At 65.3% G+C, this 26084-nt stretch carries 26 protein-coding genes and 1 pseudogene; 16 read left to right on the plus strand and 11 right to left on the minus strand.

What is annotated here, in order from left to right:
- Positions 1-95 precede the first annotated feature (95 nt).
- From EV666_RS18495 to EV666_RS00020, 7 genes and pseudogenes are all read right to left on the minus strand, one after another.
- Positions 96-230: pseudogene (locus EV666_RS18495) on the minus strand (IS3 family transposase); the annotation flags it as partial.
- A 48-nt stretch (positions 231-278) separates the two neighbouring features.
- The gene (locus EV666_RS18400; RefSeq protein WP_207906299.1) at positions 279-524 is read right to left on the minus strand and encodes a hypothetical protein; all 246 of its coding nucleotides are present in this window, start codon (positions 522-524) and stop codon (positions 279-281) included.
- Positions 525-717: 193 nt separating this feature from the next.
- Complete coding sequence (locus EV666_RS18405; protein ID WP_207906300.1) at positions 718-1377, minus strand: sodium:solute symporter family transporter; 660 nt, start codon at positions 1375-1377, stop codon at positions 718-720.
- Between the two features lie 27 nt (positions 1378-1404).
- Entirely contained in the window at positions 1405-1767 is a 363-nt protein-coding gene (locus EV666_RS00010; RefSeq protein WP_132001056.1) for a hypothetical protein, read from the minus strand.
- Positions 1768-1927: 160 nt separating this feature from the next.
- Positions 1928-2788 (minus strand): mechanosensitive ion channel family protein, encoded by an 861-nt coding sequence (locus EV666_RS00015; protein ID WP_245514121.1) that lies wholly within the window; start codon positions 2786-2788, stop codon positions 1928-1930.
- 216 nt (positions 2789-3004) lie between these two features.
- Entirely contained in the window at positions 3005-3178 is a 174-nt protein-coding gene (locus EV666_RS18845; RefSeq protein WP_376886194.1) for a helix-turn-helix transcriptional regulator, read from the minus strand.
- A complete protein-coding gene (locus tag EV666_RS00020; RefSeq protein WP_165909831.1) occupies positions 3097-3966 on the minus strand; it encodes an AraC family transcriptional regulator in 870 nt (289 codons plus the stop codon). The genes EV666_RS18845 and EV666_RS00020 overlap by 82 nt, the downstream gene beginning before the upstream one ends.
- Before the next feature lie 166 nt (positions 3967-4132).
- Here EV666_RS00020 and EV666_RS00025 point away from each other — a divergent pair, with 166 nt between their 5' ends.
- From EV666_RS00025 to EV666_RS00085, 13 genes are all read left to right on the plus strand, one after another.
- A complete protein-coding gene (locus tag EV666_RS00025) occupies positions 4133-8710 on the plus strand; it encodes an autotransporter outer membrane beta-barrel domain-containing protein (protein ID WP_132001063.1) in 4578 nt (1525 codons plus the stop codon).
- A gap of 33 nt (positions 8711-8743) precedes the next feature.
- Positions 8744-9574, plus strand: coding sequence for an outer membrane protein (locus EV666_RS00030; RefSeq protein ID WP_132001066.1), 831 nt, complete (start codon positions 8744-8746; stop codon positions 9572-9574).
- Between the two features lie 142 nt (positions 9575-9716).
- Positions 9717-11360, plus strand: a complete 1644-nt coding sequence (locus EV666_RS00035) for an arylsulfatase (RefSeq protein WP_132001069.1) — start codon at positions 9717-9719, stop codon at positions 11358-11360.
- 270 nt (positions 11361-11630) lie between these two features.
- Positions 11631-12575, plus strand: coding sequence for an HAD family hydrolase (locus EV666_RS00040; RefSeq protein WP_245514167.1), 945 nt, complete (start codon positions 11631-11633; stop codon positions 12573-12575).
- 42 nt (positions 12576-12617) lie between these two features.
- Positions 12618-13577 (plus strand): formylglycine-generating enzyme family protein, encoded by a 960-nt coding sequence (locus tag EV666_RS00045; RefSeq protein WP_165909832.1) that lies wholly within the window; start codon positions 12618-12620, stop codon positions 13575-13577.
- A 22-nt stretch (positions 13578-13599) separates the two neighbouring features.
- On the plus strand, positions 13600-14580 hold the full coding sequence (locus EV666_RS00050) for an AAA family ATPase (RefSeq protein WP_132001075.1): 981 nt from the start codon (positions 13600-13602) through the stop codon (positions 14578-14580).
- Between the two features lie 38 nt (positions 14581-14618).
- Positions 14619-15629, plus strand: a complete 1011-nt coding sequence (locus tag EV666_RS00055) for a DUF58 domain-containing protein (protein WP_132001078.1) — start codon at positions 14619-14621, stop codon at positions 15627-15629.
- On the plus strand, positions 15626-16144 hold the full coding sequence (locus tag EV666_RS00060; protein WP_132001081.1) for a DUF4381 domain-containing protein: 519 nt from the start codon (positions 15626-15628) through the stop codon (positions 16142-16144). The genes EV666_RS00055 and EV666_RS00060 overlap by 4 nt, the downstream gene beginning before the upstream one ends.
- Positions 16145-16146: 2 nt before the next feature.
- Entirely contained in the window at positions 16147-17154 is a 1008-nt protein-coding gene (locus EV666_RS00065) for a VWA domain-containing protein (protein ID WP_132001084.1), read from the plus strand.
- A complete protein-coding gene (locus EV666_RS00070) occupies positions 17151-18053 on the plus strand; it encodes a VWA domain-containing protein (RefSeq protein WP_245514122.1) in 903 nt (300 codons plus the stop codon). The genes EV666_RS00065 and EV666_RS00070 overlap by 4 nt, the downstream gene beginning before the upstream one ends.
- Positions 18050-18718: a tetratricopeptide repeat protein gene (locus tag EV666_RS00075; RefSeq protein ID WP_165909833.1), complete on the plus strand. Its 669-nt coding sequence runs from the start codon at positions 18050-18052 to the stop codon at positions 18716-18718. Before EV666_RS00070 ends, EV666_RS00075 begins: the two co-directional genes overlap by 4 nt.
- Positions 18715-19986 carry a BatD family protein gene (locus tag EV666_RS00080; protein ID WP_132001087.1) on the plus strand — a complete coding sequence of 424 codons (1272 nt, stop codon included), beginning with the start codon at positions 18715-18717 and terminating at the stop codon, positions 19984-19986. The genes EV666_RS00075 and EV666_RS00080 overlap by 4 nt, the downstream gene beginning before the upstream one ends.
- 329 nt (positions 19987-20315) lie before the next feature.
- Entirely contained in the window at positions 20316-20939 is a 624-nt protein-coding gene (locus tag EV666_RS00085) for a hypothetical protein (RefSeq protein ID WP_132001090.1), read from the plus strand.
- Positions 20940-21049: 110 nt separating this feature from the next.
- Here EV666_RS00085 and EV666_RS00090 read toward each other — a convergent pair whose 3' ends face one another.
- Entirely contained in the window at positions 21050-21778 is a 729-nt protein-coding gene (locus EV666_RS00090; protein ID WP_132001093.1) for a VOC family protein, read from the minus strand.
- Positions 21779-22153: 375 nt separating this feature from the next.
- Between EV666_RS00090 and EV666_RS00095 the strand changes: the two genes are divergently transcribed.
- Together EV666_RS00095 and EV666_RS00100 are read left to right on the plus strand one after the other, a co-directional pair.
- Positions 22154-23533 carry a metal-dependent hydrolase family protein gene (locus tag EV666_RS00095; RefSeq protein ID WP_132001096.1) on the plus strand — a complete coding sequence of 460 codons (1380 nt, stop codon included), beginning with the start codon at positions 22154-22156 and terminating at the stop codon, positions 23531-23533.
- A gap of 456 nt (positions 23534-23989) precedes the next feature.
- Complete coding sequence (locus tag EV666_RS00100; protein ID WP_132001099.1) at positions 23990-24364, plus strand: low affinity iron permease family protein; 375 nt, start codon at positions 23990-23992, stop codon at positions 24362-24364.
- 209 nt (positions 24365-24573) lie between these two features.
- On the opposite strand, the gene EV666_RS18130 is transcribed toward EV666_RS00100, so the two are convergent.
- Entirely contained in the window at positions 24574-24717 is a 144-nt protein-coding gene (locus EV666_RS18130) for a hypothetical protein (protein ID WP_165909834.1), read from the minus strand.
- A gap of 196 nt (positions 24718-24913) precedes the next feature.
- On the opposite strand from EV666_RS18130, the gene EV666_RS00105 reads away from it, so the two are divergent.
- Complete coding sequence (locus EV666_RS00105; RefSeq protein WP_132001102.1) at positions 24914-25177, plus strand: con-10 family general stress protein; 264 nt, start codon at positions 24914-24916, stop codon at positions 25175-25177.
- Between the two features lie 378 nt (positions 25178-25555).
- Here EV666_RS00105 and EV666_RS18850 read toward each other — a convergent pair whose 3' ends face one another.
- On the minus strand, positions 25556-25780 hold the full coding sequence (locus tag EV666_RS18850) for a cold-shock protein (RefSeq protein ID WP_165909835.1): 225 nt from the start codon (positions 25778-25780) through the stop codon (positions 25556-25558).
- Positions 25781-25855: 75 nt separating this feature from the next.
- On the minus strand, positions 25856-26065 hold the full coding sequence (locus EV666_RS00115; protein ID WP_132001105.1) for a cold-shock protein: 210 nt from the start codon (positions 26063-26065) through the stop codon (positions 25856-25858).
- Positions 26066-26084: the final 19 nt, after the last annotated feature.

A 26084-nucleotide genomic window follows, 5' to 3' on the forward strand; every position in this document is an offset into this window, starting at 1 on the left:
TCTGTTCTTCTGAAAACCGGGTGCGCTTCATGTCTGGTCCTCTCAGCAGGGCCAGATCAAACTTCAATCCGGAACAGGCTCCGGGGGCAACGTCACGAGCAACCAATCTTTGCCGATATTGATTGACACGCCGTCCAGCGGGAAGAATGGTCACCCTCGTGATCCATCACCATCCGCACCGCTCGCTGACGCACCTCAGCCGGGAATTTGCTCGAAGTTTTGCTCGTCATGGCTCCATCCTATTTGGAAGTTGGAGCCTCCGGCAAACCCGCGGCGGTTCACACCAGCCGTGGATTGGCCTTGCCAGAACGGGCAATATTACGGCCGTAAATGTCGGTCATGACTATTGATGACAAGGCCGACAGGTCGCTGTCGGCGGTGGACGCCATGGCTCCGATGATCAGAATGAAGAACAGGGTGAGCAGCCCCGCGACCAGATAAGACGCCGCCAGTTGCGGCGCCAGATTGTTGACGTCGCCGTCGACCGGCTTGACGCCCAGATAGAGCGCCAGAACACCGAGCATGCCGACGCCAATCACCGTGGCGCCATAACCAACGTTGTTGTGACGAACGTCGCCTTGATCTTGTCTGGCCGCACAGCGAACAGGCGCTGCGCGATGGTCTGGTTGCCGATTGCGTAAGCCAGCACCGCCGCTATGTAAGGCGCGCCCTGATTGAAGAAGGCGTCGGACGAGAAGAAGCTGAGCTGCTGCCGGTTCAGATTGTTCTGGCCTCGCGGAAAATGTCGGGGCCGCCCGCCAGATGAAAAATCGTCGGCGCCAGTATGATCACAGCCAGAAGCATGGCGCAGACCTGGATGAAATCGATCAGGATCGACGCTCGCAGGCCAGGCCACAGCGTGTACAACAATACGCCTGCGGCGATAACCAGGATGCCTGTAGAAAAATTCAGCGGCGTGAGCATGGCGATCAGCACGCTGCCAGCGAGATAATTGGAGACGAGACTGAGAATGCCGCCGATAATGTTGGAGCCGGCGAGGATCCGCTGACTGGAAGAGCCATGACGCGCGTGCAATATTTCCGCCAGGCTATGTGCGTCTGGAGCCAGTGATCTTATGCGCTTCCCGAAGGGGTATATGAACAGGATCATCAGGGCGCCCCACAATCCATAGTGCAGGGGGGCGGAGACGCCAAAGGTGTACCCAGAGGTCGCCGCGGCATACAAAGAAGCGGCCCAGATCCATGTCGCGGTCATGGAAGCGGCGGAGATGCCGAATCCAACCTCGCTGCCAGCATTCATATAATTGTCAGCATTCTCTCGTTTTCGGCCGATTTGAAGGGAGACGATAAAAATTCCCCCGAAGAAAACAGCTAACAGACGAATTGTAAGCGGTAAACTCAGCTGTTGTAAATCCATAATCCCAGATTAAAGCTTACCTTTTGGTCATGCCCGCAAGCAGCTGTGCAACTCCTTCCCCGCGCCGGGCCAAATCCCGGCATCTTGCTGGCAGTGACGCCTTGAACCAAGCAGGGCCCGCGCCTCACGCATGCAGGCCTTTCGACAGATTGCTGTCAGACAGCTGGCGCAATATAGCCACATTGCCGCCTGAAGAAAATCAGCGAAAAAAATGTCCTCGGCAAAATCCATCGTCCCAAGGCGTTTGGCAATTCTCATATTGCGACAGCGCAAAATGTTGCTCACGGGATTTTTCATTGTAATAGATGCCATCGATAGCCTGCATAACACTTCGATGTCCGCGCTATTCGCCTCGCGGGCGTTCCAGCGCGCGGCCAAATCTTTCGCCATGGATGCGATGACGCTGGCCCGCCCGGCCGCCGGGCCGGGATATCAACGGCGGCGCCGCAAGTCAGGCGGGGGCGGGCAGGTAATCTGGACCAACTTTTATGAACGGCTGAATGGCGGGCCGGCGTCTCAACCCAGACATGTGTCTCAACCCGGGCCTGTGTCAGGGCGCGGCGCCGACAGGGGCATGGCCACAACACAGGGCGGCCATGGGCGCCGTGGTGATGGCGCGGTCGGCAACGAACGGCGGCTTTTCCTCGCGACGACGCAATGCCGCGTCGATCGCCGCATAGACCTCATCTCTGCAGTCGATGTCGTCGACGAAGCCGGGAACCCAGAACCGGACCCGGTACTGGACGCCGCCGTCATCATAGGAGGAGACGCGCACGTCCGGGGGCGGCGACGCCACGATCACGGCGGGTTCGGCCGCAGCTTTCGCCAATATCTGTTTCGCCTCGGCGACTGGAATCCCGTAGCCCAGTTTCACGTGGACGTGCCCGCGGTATTTGCGGCGCGGCGCGCTGTAGTTGGTCAGTTTCTGGCGGGCAATGGCGCTGTTCGGCAGGATGACGTATGTATCGTCCCTGGTGAACAGGCGTGTTGTCCGCCAGCCGATTTCCGTTACCTTTCCGCGCGTCTCGTCATTGATTGATATCCAGTCGCCAATGCGATACGGGGCCTCGAGACCCAGGGCGATGCCGGAAAATACGTCCGCCAGCGACCCGCGAAGCGCGAAACCCAGGATTGCGACCAGGATGCCCGAGCCGGCGATGGCGGTGCTCCAGTTCTGTCCGACCGCCAGAAGTATTGTGGCGAGGCTGGCGAAAACGAAGAACGCCGCCGTCACGATTTCAAGCAACAGCTTTGGAACGGGTCGTCGTTTTGATTTCGTGCGCTCAAGCGCGACGCCCGCCAGTCTGGCGGCAAGCCATGCGCAGGAGAAATAGGCGGCTCCGCCGACGGCGACGTACAGCGGCTTGTGGCCCTGAAACTGGCCGGCAATGGCGTCGGAGTTCAGGGTCATATTTAACGAAACACACAGCATCACGGCGGCGATCGGCCACAACAATTTCTTTATAATATCGGGATCCGTTCTTTGTTGTTATGAGATATTGAAATTAGTATATGAAGATCGTGTCTTTAGTTTGAAATTATTTATCCAGACGCCAGTGCTCCCAGCGGTTGCTGGTGGCCGCACCGCAATCAGGCGGCGGTTGCAGGTTGGCCAGGCGTCAGGAGGTCATGCGTCGTGTTTTTTGGCGTGGGCGCGCGTCCGGGATGGCAGCTCGCCAAACAGGCGACGGTATTCGTGAGCAGCGCGTCCCAGTTCACTTATGCCCCAACGGTTCGCGATCTGCGCCAGGCTGTCTTCTGACGTGGCGTTGCGGATGATATCCGCCCGCATGCGGGCCAGGCGCATCTTGTGGACATAGGAATATGGGTCTCGTCCAGCAGCGTTCTGAAGGCCCTGTGAAGTGTTCTTGGCGACGTTCCGGCGGCTTTTGCAATGTCTGCGACAGACATGGATTCGGAAGCGTGCTCGTGAATGTATTCACGCGCGCGCGACAGCACAGAACCATAAATGGGGGGGCATGACGGAGATGATGTGATGGCGGGAGCGGTCCCGAAGTGGGTCACAAGGCCAAAAAGCAGTGCGCCCGCGGCGTCGCCGGAAGGCCGGCCGCTTGTGTGCACTTCCTGGAAGAGATGTTGCATACGGGCAAAGAGGCCCGGGGCGAGCCGCCCGCCATAAATGCCGCTACCGCCGAGTTTGCGGATATTGATGGACACCTCCAGATCGGCGGCGACCTGTTCCAGACGCTCGAAGGACAATGTAACCGCCGCGTACATCGCGCCGGCGACATACAGGGCGTCGTGCACGTCGCCAGGCATGAAGATCGCCAGGCTGCCCGTCTCGACGTCATGTTGCCACTGGCGGCATCCTGGCGGGAAATAAAGTCCCGTGCCGAGGGTGATGCAATCTGCGGACAGTGGCCCGCTTATATTGATCTTTCCACCAATGGCGCCGGTCGAGAAGCCCAGACCCCCGAACTCCGCCAGCGCAAGCGTTCCGACAGACGGCATGCGCGACAGCTGAACCGGCGACAGATCGGCGTGGATGATGGCCTCTCGCAGGTCCTCTACGCCTCCCAGTGAGGTGTAATGCCATTTGTCGGGGGTTCCCCAAAGTGAAAGCGTCATATCGTTCCCCAGATCATATGTTTGTGACCGCTTTCGCCAGGAATGTGCGAGCACTGGCAGCATTTGCATAGACGCCGTGTCGTTCCGGCCGTCATCTTGGCCAAAACTGTACTGCGGGATGCGTAAATGCGCCAGCAGACATCAGGGGTGACAGGAGGGGTGGCTGATGGTTGCCAGGTCGAGAAAATTTGACGCAACGCAACCGGCGCAATCCCGTCTTGCAGGCGGCGTATTTCTGCTTGCGCCATTGGCCCTGGCAGGCGGCGGCCTGCTTGCCGCCAGTCCGGCCATGGCCGCCTGCACAACGTCGTCTCCGGCCAATGGAGAATCGGTCGATTGCACGGCGGGCGCGGACCAGACGACGCGCGTTGGCAGCGGCCGTGACAACAATGACGTGTCGGTGACGGTGGAGAGTAACGCCGTGATCAACGTGGTGGGCGACAGCGCCATCAGCTTGGGCGACAACGCGAATATCACGTTAAATGCCGGCGCGCTGGTCACCAATAATCCCGAAGGTCATCAGGGCCCTTATGGCACTGGCGGCAATACCATCGAGATCAACCAGAACGGTACGATTGTCATCGGCCTCGGCGCATCTGTCATCAAGACCGGCCCCTCTGACTCAGCGGAAGCCATCAATGTCCACGGCGCTGGCAACACCATCACCAACTACGGCACGGTGCAGGCCAGCAATGACGCCGCCATCTGGTTCCAGGACGAGATAACCGTTGGCCCCAAGAACGTTGTCGATAACTACGGCGAGATCATCCAGACGGAAGGCGGCAATGTCATCGGAACCACCGGCGGCGCCGGCATCCAGTTCTATAACCGGCCGGGAGCGCGCGTGGAAGGCAACCTCCTTTTTGCTTCCGGCGACGATGAGCTGTTTCTCTCCAACAACTCCGTTGTCACGGGCAACCTGACAGGCGGCGACGGTTTTGACACCCTGACGCTGCAAGGGATTGCGGGCACATCCGATGTGCTGACCGGCTACGTTCAGGGGTTCGAAACGCTTACCAAAAGCGGCGGCGGCCAGTGGACGATGTCGGGGAGCCTTGAGGGGTTCCAGACAGTCACAGTGCAGGCAGGCACGCTGACGCTGACGGGTGACAACGTTGGCTTCACCGGCAGCGCCATCGTGCAGTCGGACGGGGTGCTGGAGGCCCGGGCGCAAAGCCTGCCGGTGCGCACGGATCCGGCCGCGAACGTCAACAACATCCAGAACGACGGCATCCTGAGATTCACCCAGCCAGCCGGAGATGACGCAACGTACATCGGCCAGATCACCGGCAATGGCAGCGTCGAAAAAACCGGCGGCGGCATCGTCACGCTCGCGCCAGTGGATGCGGCCGGCAATACCTATGCCGGTGGAACGATCATTCGCGAAGGCGTGCTGGCTGCGAGCGCAGACAACGCCATTGGCGCCGCAGGTAGCGGCATCACCCTTGATGGCGGCGCGTTTGGCTTTGCCTCCAGCTTCACGCTTGGGGCGGGACGCGCGGTCACCATCACCAGCAATAACGGCGGTCTTTACGCCGCCTCGGGGGTGACTGGCGTCGTTACGCAAGGGGTGACGGGCGACGGCATGCTGACCAAGAGCGGCGACGGCACGGTGGTGCTGACGGGCGCCAACACCTATGCGGGCGGCACGACGATCGCGGCTGGCGCCTTGCAACTTGGCGACGGCGGGACTTCTGGCTCCATCCTGGGCGACGTGGCCAATAACGGCAGCCTGATTTTCAACCGGGCCGATACGGTGACCTTCCCGGGAACCATCTCGGGTTCGGGCAGCGTGCAGCAGGTGGGGGCTGGCGCAACGGTTCTCACCGCCGACAACACCTATACCGGCGGCACGACGATCGCGGCCGGAACGTTGCAGCTCGGCGACGGCGGAACCTCCGGCTCGATCGTCGGGGACGTTGTCGACAATGGCGCGCTCGTCTTCAATCGCGCCGATACCGTTACATTCGCCGGGGTGATTTCCGGGACGGGCAACGTCCAGCAAATTGGCGCCGGCGCGACAGTGCTGACCGGCGACAGCACCTATACGGGCGGCACCACCATTGCGTCGGGCGTGTTGCAGCTGGGCGACGGCGGAACCTCGGGCTCCATCGTCGGCGATATCACCAACAACAGCACGCTGGCGTTCAACCGGGCCGATACGTTTGCCGTGCCTGGCGTCATTTCCGGCTCGGGCGATGTGCAGCAGATCGGCTCCGGCACGACGGTTCTGACCGCCGACAACACCTATACGGGCGGCACGACCATCGCGGCTGGCGCCTTGCAACTCGGCGACGGCGGGACCTCGGGCTCCATCCTGGGCGATGTGGCCAATAACGGCAGCCTGATTTTCAACCGGGCCGATACGGTGACCTTCCCGGGAACCATCTCGGGTTCGGGCAGCGTGCAGCAGATCGGGGCTGGCGCGACGGTTCTGACCGCCGACAATACCTATACGGGCGGCACGACCATCGCGGCTGGCGCGCTGCAACTCGGCGACGGCGGGACTTCTGGCTCCATCCTGGGCGACGTGGTCAACAACGGCAGCCTGATTTTCAACCGGGCCGATACGGTAACATTTCCCGGGACGATCTCGGGTTCGGGCAGCGTGCAGCAGGTGGGGGCTGGCGCGACGGTCCTCACCGCCGACAATACCTATACCGGCGGCACGACGATCGCGGCCGGAACCCTGCAACTTGGTAACGGCGGAACCTCCGGCTCCATCGTTGGCAATGTCAGCAACGATGGGTCGCTGGTTTTCAATCGCGCCGACGCCGTGACCTTTGCCGGCAGGATCTCGGGCTCCGGCGACGTCCAGCAGATTGGCGCTGGAACCACTATCCTGACGGCTCATAACACCTATACCGGCGGCACGACGATTACCGCTGGCGCCCTGCAACTGGGTAATGGCGGCTTGCTGGGCTCCATCGTCGGCGACGTGGTGAACGACGGCGCATTGATCTTCAACCGTCTCAATGCCGTCACCTTCCCCGGAACCATCTCCGGCTCCGGCGATGTCCGGCAGATCGGCGCGGGCGCGACCATTCTCACCGCGAACAACACCTATACCGGCGTGACCTCGGTTGAGCGCGGCGCGCTTGCGGTCGGCGACGCAGCCCATCCTGGCGCGGCGCTTTCCGGCGGCGGCCAAGTCAATGTGGCTGCCGGCGCGACGTTCGGCGGTTACGGCTCCGTCGCCGGCGATGTCGTGAATAACGGAACGATCGCCGTGGCCGACGCTTTCCCCGGTTTTGCTGGCGGCCCTGGCGGCAATTTCACCATCGGCGGCGTCGTGACCAATGCGGGCCATGCCCAGATCGGCGGCGGCGCCGTCGGCAACAATCTGGTTGTCGGCTCATGGGTCGGCCAGAACGGCACGATTGGCGTCAACACCGTGCTTGGCGGCGACAATTCTCCGTCTGACCGTCTGCTGATCAACGGCGGATCGGCCACGGGCGCGTCCATTCTCCAGGTGACCAATGTGGGCGGCCTCGGCGCGGTGACCTGGGGCAATGGCATTCAGGTGGTCGGCGCCATCAACGGGGCGACCACAGCAACGGGCGCCTTCACGTTAGGTGGTCCGGTGGTAGCCGGTCCCTACGAGTACACGCTGTATCGGGGCACGCGCGACGCCAGCGATCCGCAGTCCTGGTATCTGCGCACCGACCTGCCGACGCCTTCGACGCCGCCGACCCCCAATCCGGGCCCTGGTCCGTCGCCAGAGCCAACCCCGGCCCCCGGACCTGTGATCCCCAACTATCGCCCGGAAACCTCCCTTTACGCCGCGTTGCCGTCGATGGCGCTGGGCTACGGCCAGTCGATCCTCGGCACGCTGCATGAGCGCGTCGGCGAGCAGGAGCTGCTGCGGGGTCGCCAAAGCGCCAATGGGCCGTCCTTCGTCAACGGCGCCTGGGGCCGCATCATCGGCCAGCACATTGACCAGTCTGCCTCGGCTGGCGGGATCTATGGACGTGGGCCGGCCTATAATCAGGACATCGCCGCCTTCCAGTTCGGCCTCGATCTCTACCGCCGCGAACATGCGGACGGCAGCCGTGATCACGCCGGCGTCTACTTCGTCGTTGGCCAGTCCGAAGGCAGTGTGAAGCACTTCACGGGGGCCCGCGCCGGTCAGAACCGCTTCGACGCCCAGACCATCGGCGCCTACTGGACCCATTTCGGCGCCACCGGCTGGTATGTGGACGCGGTGGCCCAGGGAACCTGGTACAACGCCAGGTCCAGCTCCGTGCGCATGCGGCAGATTTCGCCGGACGGCTTCGGCGTCGGCCTGTCGCTGGAAACCGGCTATCCGCTGCAACTGGGCGGCGGCTGGATTGTCGAGCCGCAGGCGCAGCTGATCTACCAGAGCATCTCGCTGGATTCCCGCTATGACGGCGCGGCCCAGGTCCGCTTCAGCGACGTGCAGTCGCTCGCCGGCCGCATCGGCGCGCGGCTGTCGCGCACCTGGACGCTGGACGCGGAAAATGGTCCGAAGCAGATCAATGTCTGGGCCCGGGCCAATCTGTGGAACGAGTTCCTCGGCAATCCGAAGACCTGGTTCTCCAGCGCGGATGGTTTCGTGCCGTTCCACTCCGAAATGAAGGGCGCCTGGACGCAGCTTGGCGGCGGCGTCACCGCCCAGCTCAATGGCAACGTCGCCCTCTATGCCGACGCCAGTTACAACATCGGCCACGGCGGCGACCGCCGCTCCTGGGACGGCAAGGTTGGCGTGCGCGTCAACTGGTGAGGCGTATGCCTGCGATCAACCGGGAGGCCCCATATGGGCATGCGTACTTTTGGACTGTCGAAGGCTGGATTTGTTGGCTGCGCGATGCCCGGTCTGGGAATGTGGCTGGCTTTGTCCCTGCAGCCGGCCATGGCGGCGGATCTGGCGGCGTCTCCACCCCCCGTCATCCAGCCGCCAGCCGAGGACGTTGAGTTCAGGATCACGCCTTTCTTCTGGGGATCAGGTCTCAATGGCGAGATCGGAACGCGACGCAACCTGCCGAGCGTGGATGTCGATCTGGAGTTCCGGGACATATTCCGTCACCTGGATTTCGCTGCGATGCTGGCGGCGGAATACCGGAACGGGCGATGGGGCCTTCTGGCTGATCTCGCCTACGTGGCGGTGTCATTCGATGGATCACGGAATGTGACGCCAAGATCGCCGGGATACACCAGCGCTACGCTGAAATCCCGGACGCTCAACACCACGGTGACCGGTTTCTACCGGTTTTATAGCAGCGAAACCTTTACGGCTGACATCCTGGCGGGCGCCCGTCTGTGGTCTGTTTCTTCCGACGTGGATCTGCTTGTCGCGAGCATTCTCCCGATATCAACCGGCACGGAAAGAACCTGGATTGATCCAGTTGTGGGTCTGCGCCTGCACGTCGGCCTCGGCCATGGCTTCGGGATCAGCGCATATGGCGACATTGGCGCCGGCAGCTCCCGGTTGACGTGGCAATTGCGGGGCTCCCTTGACTATGCGTTTAATAAGAACTGGTCGGCTCACGTCGGTTACCGTCATCTTGCCGTGGACTACCGGCGCGGCGGTTTCGTCTTCGACACGGCCTTTAGCGGACCTGTGGCCGGTGTTTCTTACCGGTTTTGATGATGCGCGTTCGATGACGCGGACATGTTCAGGCAGATTGGCCCGGTCACCCGCGCATCAGGAGAAAGCCCGCTGGAATTCCCGGTATCCGGGAGCCTGAAGCTGGTCGCAATTTGAGCTTTTCAATAATGTGGAGGCAAAGATGTCCAGGGATGACATTAAAAAGGGTAATCCGGACACGTCTGGTTCCCGGAATGCGCGCGTCGACCGTCGTCAGTTGTTGATGATGGGCACGGCGTTCGCCGCGACAGCCGGCATGCTTTCCACGGCCCAGGCGCAGGCCCAGAAGCCGTCGCCGGCGTCGCGGGGCGACGCGACGCCGGCGGGCAAGCAACCCAATATCCTGGTGCTGTGGGGCGACGATATCGGCACCTGGAACATCAGCCACAACAACCGTGGCATGATGGGTTACAGGACGCCCAATATCGACCGCATCGCCCAGGAAGGCGTGAGCTTTACGGACTATTACGGCCAGCAAAGCTGCACCGCGGGCCGGGCGGCCTTTATCGGCGGAACCGTGCCGGTGCGGACGGGCATGACCAAGGTGGGGTTGCCTGGCGCGAAGGAAGGCTGGCAACCTGGCGATCCGACCATTGCGGCCCTGCTCAAGGACAAGGGCTACGCCACGGGCCAGTTTGGCAAGAACCATCTGGGGGATCGTGACGAGCACCTGCCGACGCGGCACGGGTTCGACGAGTTCTTTGGCAATCTTTACCACCTCAATGCAGAAGAGGAGCCGGAGAATCCTGACTACCCGAAGGATCCGGAGTTCCGGAGGCGTTTTGGCCCGCGCGGCGTCATTCGGGCGAAAGCCGACGGCAAGATCGAGGACACCGGGCCCCTGACGCGCAAGCGCATGGAAACCGTAGATGAGGAAACATCGGCGGCGGCCATCGATTTCATCGAGCGTCAGGTGAAGGCGGACAAACCGTTCTTCTGCTGGTGGAACGCCACCCGCATGCACTTCCGCACCCACGTCAAGGCCGAGAATATCGGCAAGTCCGGTCAGGATGAGTACAGCGACGGCATGGTCGAGCACGACGCCATCGTCGGCGTCATCCTGAAGAAGCTCGATGAGCTTGGCATCGCTGACAATACGATCGTTTTTTATTCGACCGATAACGGCCCGCACTACAACACCTGGCCGGATGCCGGCACCACGCCCTTCCGCAGCGAAAAGAACTCGAACTGGGAAGGGGCCTATCGCGTGCCGGCGTTCATTCGCTGGCCCGGGAAGTTCCCCGCCAACACGACGCTCAACGGCATTGTGGCGCATGAGGACTGGATGGTGACGTTCCTGGCGGCGGCGGGCATGCCCGACGTCAAGGAGCGGCTGATGAAGGGCGATACATTCGCCGGCCGCAAATATCGGGCGCACCCCGATGGCTACAACATGCTCGACTATCTCAGCGGCAAGACAAAGCAATCTCCCCGCAAGGAGTTCTGGTACGTCAATGATGACGGCCAGATCGTCGCGTCACGCTATGATGATTGGAAGGTTGTGTTCCTCGAAAACCGGGGCGAGGCGTTCGGCGTCTGGCGTGAGCCGTTTACCGAACTGCGCGTGCCGCTGCTGTTCCATCTGCGTCGTGATCCTTTCGAAAAGGCGCAGCACAACGCAAACGTGTACAACGACTGGTTCCTGAGCCGTGCATTTGTGGTTGTTCCGATCCAGGGAATGGCGGCAAAGTTCCTTCAGACGATGAAGGATTATCCCCCCAGCCAGTCGCCCGGCTCGTTCAACCTGACAAAGATCGAGCAGAAACTGCGGGAAGCCACCCAATAGCCGGGATGGCGGATCGCGCGGGGGGCCGGATGGCCGGCCCCTCACCTTCGGATGAGCAGGCGGGGCCATGCGCCCCGACTGGCGGCGCGCGCGGGCGCGACGGGATGTCATGGGAGGCGGGGGATGAGCGGTTTACGGAAACTGTCGTTGTCGCTGGCGGTCGCCGCGCTGGTTCTCGGCGGGCTGCCCTGGGGCGCCTCCGGGGGCTCCATGCTGGCCGCGCGCGCAGAAACGGCGTCGCCGCCGGCCGCGACAAAAACATCGGATCGCATGCCGTCCGACGCCCAGGCGGCGGATCCGCTGCCGTCGTGGCGTGACGGCAGGACGAAGCAGGCGATCCTGGATTTCGTCGCCAGGGTGACGAAGCAGGGTGGGCCCGATTACGTTCCGCCAGCGGAGCGCATCGCTGTTTTTGACAATGACGGGACGCTCTGGGCCGAGAAGCCCGTATATTTCCAGGCGCAGTTCGCCCTGGATGAAATCGCCCGCAAGGCGAAGGAAAATCCGGCCCTGGCGCGGCAGGAGCCATACCGTTCGGTGCTGGCGAAGGACCTGAAGGCCCTCGCGGCGGACAACCACAAGGGGTTGTTGCAAGCGCTCGCCGTCACCCACGCCAACATGACGACGGAAGAATTCGCCAGCCGCGTCCAGAACTGGCTGAAGACGGCCCGGCACCCGGTTACGAAACGCCCCTATACGGAGATGGTTTACCAGCCGCAGCTGGAGCTGCTGGCCCTGCTGGACAAGGCCGGCTTTCGCACATTCATCGTCTCTGGCGGCGGCGTGGAGTTCATGCGGGCATTCGCGGACAAGGTGTATGGCGTGCCGCCGGAGCGGGTGGTCGGATCATCCGGCGTGGTGACGTTCCGCATGGGCAAGAACGGCAAGCCGGAGCTGTACAAGACCGCGAAGGTGGAGTTCGTTGACGACGGGCCAGGCAAGCCCGTGGGCATCAACCGCTTCATCGGCCGCAGACCCATCCTCGCCTTTGGCAACTCCGACGGCGATTTGCAGATGTTGCAGTATGTGACCGGCGGCCCCGGTCCGCGTCTTGGTCTGCTCGTTCATCATACGGATGGCGCGCGCGAATGGGCGTATGATCGCAAGTCCCCGGTGGGCAGGCTGGACAAGGCGCTCGATGAAGCCCCGGCGCGGGGCTGGACCGTGGTGGACATGAAGCAGGACTGGAAAGAAGTTTATCCGCCGGCGCCCTGATCAGGCGGGCGTCCGCCCATGCGGTTCGGGATGGAAACGTTGATGACACATGTGAGCAAACTGCCTGGGCGTTCACTGACGGACGGCATGGTCCATGTTCCTGGCGGCGCCTTCCGCATGGGCTCCGACAATCACTATCCCGAGGAGGCGCCAAGCCACCGGGTCGTGGTGGATCCGTTCTGGATCGACGCCACGCCGGTCACCAACCGGCAATTCCGCGCGTTCGTCGCGGCGACGGGCCATGTCACCGTCGCCGAGGTCGCGCCAGACCCCAGGGATTACCCGGGCGCGCTGCCGCACATGTTGCGGGCGGGGTCGCTGATCTTCAATCCGCCGGGTGGTCCGGTGGACCTGCGCGACTGGTCGCAATGGTGGAAATTCCAGTTCGGCGCCACATGGCGCAAACCCTATGGCGCGGGCTCGTCCATCAAGGGGCTTGATGACCATCCGGTGGTGCACGTGGCCTATGCGGATGCGCTGGCCTATGCGGCCTGGGCGGGCAAGGACCTGCCGACGGAGGCGGAGTGGGAGTTCGCCGCCTGGGGCGGGCGGGAAGGCAGCGAATTCGCCTGGGGCGATGAGCTGACGCCGGACGGGCGGCACATGGCCAACACCTGGCAGGGCGCGTTTCCGCACGAGAACACGAAGGAAGACGGCTTTGCCCGCACCTCGCCGGTGGGCGCGTTCCCCGCCAATGGCTATGGCCTCTACGACATGATCGGCAATGTCTGGGAGTGGACGGCGGACTTCTGGTCGGCGCGCCACGCCGGCGACGCGCCCAAGGCGTGTTGCGTGCCGCAGAACCCGCGCGGCGGGCCAGAGAGCGACAGCTATGATCCGGGCCAGCCGGCGATCCGTATCCCGCGCCGGGTGCTGAAGGGTGGTTCGCACCTGTGCGCGCCGAACTATTGCCGCCGCTATCGTCCCGCCGCCCGGCACGCCGAGCCGGTGGACACATCGACAAGCCACGTTGGCTTCCGCTGCGTCATTCGGGCGCCATGACAAAAAATGGGGGAGACAGCGCATGGACGAGGCCGCGACAGCACCGCGTGACGCCATCGCCGACCTGCGGACGCGCATGTGCGCCGACATCATTGGCCAGGAGGCGGTGGTGGAGCGCATCATCATCGCGCTGCTGGCCAACGGCAATGTTCTGCTGGAAGGCTTGCCCGGTCTTGCCAAGACGCGGGCGATCAAGAGCCTGTCGCGACATCTGGAGTCGGATTTCAGCCGCATCCAGTTCACACCGGACCTGCTGCCATCCGATGTGACCGGCGGCGAAATCCTGCGGCCGGACGGGCAGTTTGAATTCCGGCGCGGCCCGGTGTTCGGCAATCTGGTGCTGGCCGACGAGATCAATCGCGCGCCGCCAAAGGTGCAGTCGGCCCTGCTGGAGGCGATGGAGGAGCGGCAGGTGACTGTCTCCGGCAAGCGCTACGACCTGCCGCCGCTGTTCATGGTGCTGGCCACCCAGAACCCCATCGAGCAGGAGGGCACCTATCCGCTGCCAGAAGCGCAGATGGACCGGTTTTTGATGCATGTGCGCATCGATTATCCATCTGACGCCGATGAGGCCAAAGTGATGCGTCTCGTCCGGGCGGAAAGCGCCACGGGAGCGGCGGCCGTTGCGTCGCCTCCGCCGGTTCCGCAGCAGGCGGTGTTCGACGCCCGCGCCGGCATCGACCAGGTGACGGTGCGCGACGTGGTGGAGAGCTACATGGTGGCGCTGGTGGCGGCCACCCGCCGCCCGGCCAGCTTCAGCGAGCAGCTCGGCAAATGGATCGCCATCGGGGCCAGTCCGCGTGGGACCCTGGCGCTGGACCGCTGCGCCCGCACATACGCCTGGCTGCAGGGGCGGGACTACGTGACGCCGGAAGACGTGCAGGCCATCGCCCACGACTGCCTGCGCCACCGGGTGTCGCTGAGCTACGAGGCGGGCGCCGACGGGGTTGGCGTCGACGCCGTGCTGGACGAGGTGCTGAAGCAGGTGGCGGTCGCGATCTGATCTCGCGGCCCGACCTGGACGATGAACGGGGGCAGGCCATGGCCCGGGTGCGCGAAAAGACTGGCGGGAAACCCGTGAAGGCCGATGTGGGCGCCCGCGCCTTCATCACGCTGGAGGAGTTGCTGCGCCTGAAGCATCGGGCGCGTGGCTTCAGTTTTCTGCCGCGCCAGCCGGTGCACAGCCTGCTGGCCGGCCGGCACGCCTCGCGCCTGCGCGGGCGCGGCCTGAATTTCGAGGAGCTGCGTCATTACTTCGAGGGCGATGACGTGCGCGCCATCGACTGGCGGGCGACGGCCAGGCTGGGCTCGCCCCACGTCCGCGTTTATTCGGAGGAGCGCGACCGCCCGGTTATCCTGGTTGTCGACCAGCGCAGCGCCATGTTCTTTGGCAGCCGGCGGGCGATGAAATCCGTCACGGCGGCCGAGGCGGCGGCGCTGGCGGCCTGGCGCGTGACCTCACTCGGCGACCGGGTCGGCGCCATTGTGTTTGGCGATACGGAAACCGTTTCGATCCGGCCGCGCGCCCGGGATCAGGGCGTCCTGCGCATTCTCGGGGAGATTGTCCGGCAAAACGCGGCGCTCGCCGGGTCCGCGCGCGCGGACGGCGACGGCGCCCGCCTCAATGACGCCCTGGCGGCGGCGGCGCGGATGACGGCGCATGACGGACTTGTCTGCCTGGTGTCGGACATGTCCGGGGCTGACGCGACGACGCGCCAGCTGGTGTCCCGCCTTGGCGTCCACAATGACGTCATCGCCATGTTCATCTCCGATCCGCTGGAGCAGGATCTGCCGGACACCGGTTTCACCACCTTCAGTTCCGGCGATGCGCGCATCGGGGTGGATCTCTCATCAGCGTCCCTGCGCCAGCGTTTTTCAGACCAGCGAACCGCCTGGCGCGCCAGTCTCGCCGCCTTGTCGCGGCGGCGGGCCATCCCGGTGCTGCCCCTGTCGACGGCGCGGGACGTGGCGGTGCAGTTGCGTGAACTGATCGGCCGGCGCATGGACCAGGGACGGGCGGGCGGCGCCAGGATTGGGGGGCCAGCGCCATGACCGCCAATCCCGCTGATCTTGCCAATCTCGCCGATATCGTCCTGACGGCGCCGCCGCCCTGGTGGCCGCCGGCCCCCGGCGTCTGGATCGTGGCCGGAGCGCTGGTCGCGGCGTTGGCCGTGGCGCTGTGGCGCTGCCTGCGCCGATACCAGGCCAACGCCTTTCTCCGTCGCGCCGCCGTCGAGCTGGACGCTGTCGCGGCGCGAAGCTGGCCGGACGCCGCCGCCATGGAAACGGCGGTGTCCAGCATCCTGAAGCGGGTCGCCCTCGTTGCTTACGGGCGCGGGCAGGTGGCGGAGCTGACCGGCGCGGCATGGATGGAATTTCTGGCGCGAACCACGCCGGCAGGGCGCGCGCCGCCCAGGTTCACGGCTCCGCTGCCGCCCCCCGGGGACAAGCCGGATTCCGTCGGTGCGCCCGTGGACGGGAAGGGGGCGCCTGTCGCCGCGGCGCGGGGCTGGCTGCACGCCCGCAAGGCGCGCAAATCCCGCCTGGCTGGAAAGGAGGAGGCCTGAGCATGCTGTCCTTTCTCCATCCGTGGTTCGCCCTGCTGGCGCCGGCGCCCTTGCTGGTGTGGCTGGCGCTGCCGCCCTACGTTTCGGCGCGCTCCGGCTTGCGGGCGCCGTTTGTGCAGCGGCTGGCGCGCCTCACCGGTCAGGAGCCGCACCTGGGCGGCGCCGTCACCCGCCGCGCCCTCGGCCCATTGCTGGCGCTTGTCCTGATCTGGCTGCTGAACGTCGCGGCGCTGGCCCGGCCCCAGTGGATCGAGCCGCCGCTGCGTCGCGAACAGCCGACCCGCGACCTGTTGCTGCTGGTCGATCTTTCCGGCTCCATGGACACCCGCGACTTCACCGACGCCGCCGGCAGGACGGTCGACCGGCTGACCGCCGTGAAGCAGGTGCTGGATGGTTTCCTTGCCCGCCGCAAGGGTGACCGGGTTGGCGTGGTGGTGTTTGGCGACGCGCCGTTCACCCTCGTTCCCTTCACCACGGATCTCGATCTCAGCCGCACCATGCTGGGTGACGTCGCCGTCGGCATGGCGGGGCCGCGCACGGCGCTTGGCGACGCCATCGGCCTTGGCGTCAACCTGTTCGCCAACAGCGCCGCGAAGGCGCGCACCATCATCGCGCTGACCGACGGCAACGACACCGTGAGCAGCGTTCCGCCCGTCGAGGCGGCGCGGGTGGCCAGGGACCGGGGCATCGTCATCCACACGGTCGCCGTGGGCGATCCGCAGGCGGCGGGGGAGGACAAGCTTGATGAGGCGGCCCTGAAGGAGGTGGCCTCGACCACCGGCGGCGGCTTCTACCGCGCCATGGACCGGGACGGCCTGCAACAGATTTATGACCGGCTCGACGCCATCGAAACCAGGCGGATCGACATCGTCAGTTTCCGCCCGCGCCGTGATATTTACTGGATGCCGCTGGCCGCAGCTTTGGTGATCGGCATCGTTTCCCAGGCCCTGATGCTGCTGGCGCGCCGGCGACGCCCCGCGTCCCCCGCGGCGGCGGAGGCGGCGTCATGATGGCCGCCCTGTCGGACTTCCACTTCATGCGGCCGCTGTGGCTGCTGGCGATCCTGCCGGCCATTGCCGTCTGGCTGGCCTGGCGGCGCATGGGCGATCCCGCCTGGCGGTGGCGCGGGGTGATCGATCCTGAGCTGCTGCCGCATCTGATTGTCGGCGCCGACCGTCGCGCCCGCATGGGGCCGGTGGCATGGGGGCTGGTCGCCAGCGTGATCACGGCCGTCGCCGTGGCGGGCCCCGTATGGCGCCGCGCGCCGTCACCCTTCGCCGAGGCCAGGCCGCCGGCGGTCGTGGTGCTGAAGGCGACCCCGTCGATGCAGGAGGACGATCTGGCGCCAACCCGGCTGGATCGCGCCCTGCAGAAGCTCTCGGACATCCTGGCGGCGCGCGAGGGCGCGGCCACGGGTCTGGTCGCCTATGCGGGCTCGGCCCACCTGGTGCTGCCGCCAACCGCCGACAGCGCCGTGGTGCTGGACATGGCGAAAGCCATCTCGCCGCAGATCATGCCGAAGGAAGGCGATGATCTCACCGCCGCCCTGGCCCTCGCCAGTCGCGCCCTCGCCGGGACGCCGGATGGCGGGTCCATCCTGGTGCTGGCCGATGAAATTCCCGCCCGGACCGCCGCTGTCGGCGCGCCGGTCACGGTGCTCGCCCTGCGCCCGCCAGGCCGGGACATGCAGGATATGGATGAGGCGGCGCGCGCAGCGGGCGCGCGCCTTGTTCCGCTGACGATCGATCAGGGGGACGTCGCCACGGTGGTTCGCGCCCTGGACGCCGGCGACACGGCGCGCGCCGCGCCAGGGGAGGGCGAACGCTGGCGCGAGGATGGCTACTGGCTGGCTTTCCCCCTGGCGTTGCTGGCCCTGTTGTGGTTCCGCCGGGGATGGGTGCTGTCATGAAGCGTCTGGCGGCCCTCGCGGCGCGGCTGGCGTCCGCTCCCTATCTGTGCGTCCTTCTGGCGATGGCGGCGGGTTTGCTGGTCGCGGGCTGGCGCATGGGCTGGCGCGACCTGTGGCTGTGGCCGGACCAGCGCGGCCGCCTGCTGCTGCGCGAAAACCGGCCGGCGGAGGCGGCGGCGGCGTTTCGCGATCCGTTCTGGCGCGGCGTCGCGCTTTATCGCAGCGGCGATTTCAAGGGCGCAGCGCAGGCGTTCGCCACGCCGCAAACGCCAGAGAGCTTTTTCAATCGCGGCGACGCCCAGGTGCTGCTCGGCCAGTATGACGACGCGGTGAAAAGTTTTGACCGGGCGCTGGGCCTGCGGCCAGACTGGCCGGAGGCGCGGCGCAACCGCGATATCGCCCTGGCCCGCGCCGCCTTGCGCAAGACGGAAGGCGGCGAGATGGACCAGACGGATTCGAAGCCGGACGAGGTCGTCTACGACAAGAATCGCAAGGGCGGGGAGGAAACGCCGGCGGAGCCGGGCCAGCAGATGTCGGATCAGGCGGTGCAGGCCCTGTGGCTGAAACGCGTCCAGACCAGGCCCGCCGACTTTTTGCGGGCGCGGTTCGCCTGGCAGCTCAGCGAACAGAACGAAAATGGCGCGGCGGATGGAGGCGCGAAATGAGGCCTGTCCTGCTGGCGCTTCTCATGCTGCTGCCTGTCGCTTCCGCCCTGGCGCAGGCGCCCCCGCGCATCGTCACGTCCCTCGACCCCGCCGATGGGGCGGTGGTGGTGGGCCAGCCGGTGCAGATGCATGTGCGGGTGCTGTTCGCCGACGACATGGCGCACCCGCCGCTGGTCAGCGTGCCCGAAGCGCCTGGCGCCCAGATCATGCGCTTTGAAAGCCAGGCGCTGACGGTGCGCGACCAGATCGATGGCCAGGCCTATGTGGGCAAGGATTTCGCGTTCACCGTCTATCCGCGCCGCGCTGGCGACATCGCCATCCCGGCGCCGCGCGTCACCTTGCTCGATCGCGCCGGCGATCCGGCGGGAGAAGCCAGGGGAACCCCGACCCACATCCATGCGCGCGTTCCCCCCGGCCTCGACGCATCCGGGCCGGTTCTGGTCTCCAGCCGGGTGGCGGCGCGGCAGGAGTGGTCGCCGGACGGCGGCGCAAAGCCTGTCGCGGCTGGCGGCGCCATCGTCCGGGTTATTCATCGCCAGGCGGATGGGACGCCGGCATTGGCCATGGCTGACTTTCGTTTCGTCGCGCCCGACGGGGTGCGGGTTTATGTTGATCCGCCGGTCAGCCACGACCAGATCAACCGGGGCGACGTCACCGGCAAACGCACGGACAAGGTCACTTATGTTTTCGAGAAACCTGGACGGTATGCCTTGCCAGCCCTCGTCCAGCCGTGGTGGGACCCGGGCCAGGGCGCGGCGCGAAGCCTGACCCTGCCGGGGCTCGAGGTCACCGTTACCGCCGCAGCGACCAGCCATACGGCTGGCGCGGGTTTCATGGCCCGCCTTGCATCGCCACGGGTTTTGATGGCCGTGGCCGGCGTCATCCTCGTGGCTGTGGCCGCCCTGCTGCTGGCTCCACGGCTCTGGCGAAGCTGGCGGGGCCTGCGCCGCCGCCGCAGGGCCAGCGCCGGCTGGGCCCGCCGCGCCGCCATCCGCGCCGCCCGCACGGGGGACGCGAGGACGGCGTGGACGGCGCTGGCGACCTGGCTTGAGCGGTTGCCGGAGGCGGAAGCGCGGACGCTGCGCAGCGATGCATCGCTGGCGCCGTCGCTGGCCAGGCTGGAGCGCGCCCTGTTCCATGGCGACGGCGCCTGGGCGCCGGCGGACGGCGTGGCGCTGGCCAGGGCCATCCAGCAGGCCAAAGGCGCCGTATCGGGGCAGGCCGCCGGGCGCGAGGGCGTGTTGCCCGCATTGAATCCCCGGGCATAGGCGCTGGCTTACAGGGCCTGCCATCCAGGGCGTCGACACGCCTGCCCGCGCCAATGAACGCCGGCGGCGACCCGAACTGACAGGACGCAGATTTTTGCCGGGGCAGACAATTTCCGGGCAGCCTCCGCTTGCCGTATTCCAGCGCCCGCGCCCGGCCATGCGCATTGCCCGGCATGGGATCACGGAGACCTGAGGCCGGCGGCCGGGTCCGTTATTGTTGGCCTATTGCCGGAATTCCCGCTTGCTTTAACCTGATTGTCCCTGGAGCAGGCGGCGAAGCCGCGTCTGAAGCTCCGTTTCGATGGGACTGGCAAACAGGGAGGTTTTCCGTGACCGGATCAGAGCAGAGCCAGGATAATGTGTCCTATCAGGAGCGCGAAGCCGTCGCCATTTTCGACTCGGAAAACGCGCTGCGGGCGGCGGTGGACGCCCTGATGCAAATTGGTCTGCGTCAGGACGATCTCAGCCTGCTGGGCGACGTTTCACTTCTCCGCAACCTGGGCAACATCAGGGAGATCGAGGACGCCGCGGGGGTCAGGCACGCCGCTTATGTCTCCTCCGACGAGCGGACGGAGGGGCTCTCGGCCGTTGTTGGCGCGCCCACCTATGTCATCGGCGCCGGAGCGGCCGCGATCGTCGCCACCGGCGGCGCCGCGCTTATCCCGACCATCGCCGTCGCGGCTGGCGGCGCGGCGGTGGGCGGCGCCCTGGGGCTGCTGCTGGCGCGCGCCTTCGGTCGCCGTCACGCTGACCGTGTCGAAAAGCAGCTCGCGGCGGGCGGCCTGCTGTTGTGGGTGCATGCGCCTGACCCTGAAAAGGACCAGGCCATTATCTCCGCCCTCACCCGGAACGGCGGCCGCGACGTCCACATCCATGTGGTCGAGCGGACCTGGGGGCCGGCCGATGCGCCGCTCCACGATTTCAACCCGGATCCGTTGCTCGAGAAAGGCTGAAGGCTTTCCCGCTTCATGTCGCTGGGCCCCGTTGGCGCCGTCGCGCGCCAGCGGGGGCGCGGCGGGGCCAGTCTTCAGAACCATGTCACGGCCGTGACGTCTGTCCGGCGTCAGTTCCGACAGATCGCGGTTTCGACAACGGGCTCCAGCGAGCCGGTCAGGGAGGCGCGCTGGGACAGTTCGATCCAGTTGCCATCCGGATCACGCACCATGGAGATGCGGGCCGTGGTTCCGAGCGTCACCGGCGCGGTTCCCTCGCGGCCGCCATGGGCCAGAACGTGGGCGTGTTCACGGTCCACCGCGAATACCTGGAAGGTGATATAGCGCCAGCCCCGGCCGTCAAAGGCGGCGTCGTGCGGCGCCGTCGGATCTGGCGTGACGATCAGCACCGTGTCGCCGGCGAGAAAAGCCCGCTCGCCGGCCGGCAGATCGGCGGGGGTGATCTCCGCCAGACCGAGCGCCTCGCGATAGAAACACCCGTGGGCCGCCACGTCGCGCACGCCGAGGCGGACGCCGATGCGGGTAACGCCAGAATAGCCGGGAGGCGTCAGCGTCAGGCGATTGCCCTCGGGATCGACGCGTTCGACGGGGCGCCGCAGGTCCGGGCGGGCGATCAGAAGTTCGCGATAGCCGGAGGGCGGGTTGTCCGGCAGCGTCTCGTAGACCTGGTTGATCTTGAGCACCGAGCCGCACAGGTCATGGCGGTGTTGTTTGTAACCCCGGCGGATGGGCTGGGTGTGATCGAACGGCAGGCCGATCTCGTCTTGCCAGAACGCCAGGACCGGCGGCGCGTTGTTGGTGGCGAAGCCGATGTCGATCCGGGGTTTGGCCAGTTCCATCGGGACCTCCTGCATTTCGTCGCCAACGGCTGCGGCCCATGGTTCCCAGCCTCCCGGAAGCCGACGTCGGCTTCCAAGTATACGACAGTATTGGCGCGCTACACGTGAAGTCCAGCATCATCAGAGGCATTGTCAGGGGATGCGGCGTTCTGGCGCCCCAAGGGCGGCCCAGCATGTCGGCCCGGGGAAACTGCGCCGGCTTGTTGGCCTCTTTTGGTTCGCGGGTTTCAGCCTCCACTGTTGCCGTCCGCCGGCAAGGCTGCGACCGCAGGGCGGTGAGAGGAGGGGCGGGCGGATTTGGAGGCGCGCGCAGTCGGGCTTATGGTCCGCAGGAAACGCCATGCCGGATTTCGCGTGACAGGGAGGAAATGGCGCATGCGAGGATACGCCGGAATTTTGTTCGCGCTGGTATTGGCGCATCCTGTCGCGGCGCATCCTGTTGCTGCGCCTTCCGCCGGGCAGGCCGTCGCGCCTGCGGCCGCCGCGCCGGCCGAAACCCTGTTCCGCAATGTCCGGGTGTTTGACGGCAAAAGCGATCGTCTTTCCGCGCCAACATCGGTGCTGGTGCGCGGCAATGTGATTGCGGCCATCGGCGAAACGGCGGGCGCCAGCCCCGGCGCCACCGTGGTGGAGGGCGGGGGACGGACGTTGATGCCCGGGCTGATAGACGCGCACTGGCACGCGATGTTCGTGCGTCCCACGCCCGAGCAGATGATGCTGGGCGATTACGGCTTCAACGTGCTCCAGGCCGGCGCCGAGGCGACCGCGACGCTGCTGCGCGGCTTCACCACCGTGCGCGACGTGGGTGGACCAAGTTTCGGGCTGAAGCAGGCTATCGACTCCGCCGTCCTGCCGGGCCCACGCATCTGGCCTTCGGGCGCGCTCATCACCGTCACCAGTGGCCACGGCGATTTCCGCATGCCGTCGGAGCTGCCGCGGGACGGTTCGAAGCCGCTGTCGCGCATGGAGCAGCTGGGCGCCACCATGGTGGCGGACAGCCCCGACCAGGTTCGCGAGCGCGTGCGTGAGCAGTTGATGCTGGGCGCCAGCCAGATCAAGCTGACCGGCGGCGGCGGGGTGGCGTCGCCGCACAGTCCGCTCGACGTTTCCACCTTCACGCCGGAAGAACTGAAGGCCGCTGTCGAGGCCGCCGCCAACTGGGGAACCTATGTGACGGTGCACGCCTATACGTCGCCAGCGGTTCGCCGCGCCATCGACGCTGGCGTGAAAGTGATCGAGCACGCCCAGCTGATGGACGACGCCACGGCGAAGTACATGGCGGACAGGGGCGTCTGGTTGTCCGCCCAGCCGATTGTCGAGGAGTTCTTCGGCGGCATGTTCCCGCCCGGTTCGGAGCAGGCGGAAAAGGCGGCGGAGGTGATGGCGGGCACCGACCGGCTGTACGGCCTGGCGAAGAAATATAACCTGAAGGTGGCGTTCGGCACGGACGTGCTGTTCTCCGCCGCCATGGCGCGCATGCAGGGGCGGATGCTCGCCTCGCTGTCCAAATGGTACACGCCGGCCGAGATCCTGCGCCAGGCGACAGGCACGAATGCGGAGTTGCTGACGTTGTCCGGCAAGCGCTCGCCTTACAAGGGCAGGCTGGGCGTGGTGGATGAAGGGGCGCTGGCAGACCTGATTCTCGTCGACGGCGACCCCCTTTCGAACATCAACCTCGTGTCTGATCCCGAGCGCAACTTCCTCGTCATCATGAAAGACGGGAAGGTGTACAAGAACAGCCTGGCTCGGCCGTGATCTGACGCTTTCCGCGCCAACCGGCGGTTGCCGGCTATTGGCGTCGAACCAGCCAGCGGGGCCGCCATGGGCAAGGGTCGCGCCGGCGCTTCCGGGCGGCGCCTGCCTGGCGGCGGAGCTTGGCGGCGGCCGGTTCGGGGATATGGATGCGTTACTCCCGCCAGGAGCGGCTGAACGCTGCGCGGCAGACCATTGGGCTGGCGCGAGGGCGGCGACGTCCTGTCGTGCGCCGTTTCCTTTCGTCGATCATGCGCCGGGCCGGCGGGCCGGCGGGCCGACGGTCTTTGCCTTCGTGATCTCCGGTGCCCCCATAACATCAGAACGGCCGACGTCGTGCGGCCCGTCACGATGGTCCGCGCCTGCAGCAGGCGGAACCCCGGGGCGACCTGCCGGGTTTCAGTCAGGGGATTTGTCGTCACAGCAACCCGCGCTGGGGCAGGCCCCGAGGAGACGGCCATGGAGCGCCTGTTCACCCGTATCGCTAACTATATTTCTTACCTGGCCGGTACGCCTGCGGCATTCGTGATCTGTGCGGCGATTGTCATTGCCTGGGCGGCGAGCGGTCCGGTTTTCGGCTATTCCGACACCTGGCAGCTGGTGATCAATACCGGAACGACCATCATCACATTTCTGATGGTTTTTCTTATCCAGAACACCCAGAACCGGGATGCCACCGCGATGCACGCCAAGATGGATGAGCTTATTCGTGTCGGACGCGCGCATAATCACTTCATCGGCATCGAGCATCTGACAGAAACCGAACTGGAAGAGATCAGGGAAAAGTGTGAGCGGGCCGCCAGACTGCACGACAGCATGCGCAAGAAGCGGTGATGGACTGGCCAGAAGGCCTTGGGCGCGGGGCCCAAGGCGACCATGAATTCATGATGTGGACGCGCCGAGGATTCCCATGTCGATCAGACCTGGCATGACCGTCGCCGTAGGCGTGGAATACTTCCGGAAACGTTTCAATTTTTTGCCTTCAGGCTTCTCTGGTCAGAAGCAGCCGCCACTTTTTTGCAAAAACGCCTCAGTCGCCAGCGTCAGGCCGTCAACAATTTGATCGTTCCGACTACGTCTTTCGGGGCGCCATGAATATGGGGGGCAATGCTTTTTTTGGGCGCATTGCCGGAGGTGGCGTCAGCCCGAATTTTCTGGAGAAACAAGGCCTTGCCGGCGGTGGCCATGCAAGTTTTCCTGTAAGCTACCGAATTTGCTTCGCTTTTAACGTCATCGTCGCGCATGCGGCCACGGCCCGAAAGGCGTAGCTCCTGGCCTCAGGGGTAATATGGCGATCATTGACAGGGCGTTCACGTATCCGTGAAGCTAGGGGTGGTTGAAGCCGGCGCCACGGCGTTTGGCGGGAACAGGGAGGGCCACGCCATGAATGATGCAACCCCCAAGTCCCGGCGCGGATTTGCTTCCATGGATCCGGCAAGGGTCAAGGCGATCGCCAGCATGGGAGGGCGCAGCGTTCCAAAGGAAAAGCGCGCCTTTTCGACCAACCTTGATCTGGCCGCCGAGGCCGGGCGCAAGGGCGGTTCCCATGTCTCCGGCAAAGCCGCGCCGGACAAACATGCCGTCCGCACGTCGCCTGCCCGTAAAACGGACGCGATGAAAGCAACTCCGGACGGATTTCCGTCGTAAGGGACCGGCGGGCGCCACAGCATTTGCCGGTCCGGCCCCGCAGGATGTTCGCGGGGATGCGGCGGCGCATATGATCCGTGAGATTTTGTTCACGGACGCCGGCCGCGCGCCCATGGGGCCCGTGCTGGGGGATTGTTGCAAGCTGTTTCGGCAAGCTGTCGCTGGGGCGCCGCCGCACGGTATGCCAGATGTCCCTGTCGGAGCGGGGCGGCGGGCGTCACAACACAGCCGCGTGGAACCGCGCCAGCGTGAGAACCGCCGCTCAGACAGGGGAGCACTACCTGGCGCGATGCGCCGCCGGATGGGCAGAATGTTGCCCCGGCAGGCGGCCCGACAGTGATAGCCGGCAGGGTCGCGCTTGACTGCCCGTGCGGCCGTTCAGCATCCTGCGGATTTTGGGGATGTTTTCATGGAATGTGCGCCTGCCGACGGAAGCGCCGGGCTGGCAAGCGTGAACCGGACCCGCTTTCCGGGAAAAACCGGAGAAATGCCGGAACGCGCAATGTCATCCGAACTGACGAATACTGCGGTGGATCCGTCGTCGGGTTGAATATAACCGCAACCTTTAAGGGGATTATAAAACTGTATAACGCCTGTGAACAAGAATACTCCTGTGGGAAGTGTGGAGGCCGGCGTGCGGCCTCCGCGTTGTCGCGCGGCGTGCGCCGCGATCTGGCCTCAGACGGCCTTGAGGTTCTCGGCCGCTGACTTGCCCTTGCGCGGGTCCATCACGATGTCGAACGACACCCGCTGGCCCTCCTGAAGGGACTGCATGCCGGAACGCTCAACGGCGGAGATGTGAACAAACACATCAGCCTTGCCGTCGTCCGGCTGGATGAAACCAAAACCCTTGGTGGTGTTGAAGAATTTTACGACACCGGTATTCATGACGACTTCCTTTCAGATC

Source organism: Camelimonas lactis, assembly GCF_004342915.1.
Lineage (GTDB): Bacteria > Pseudomonadota > Alphaproteobacteria > Rhizobiales > Beijerinckiaceae > Camelimonas > Camelimonas lactis.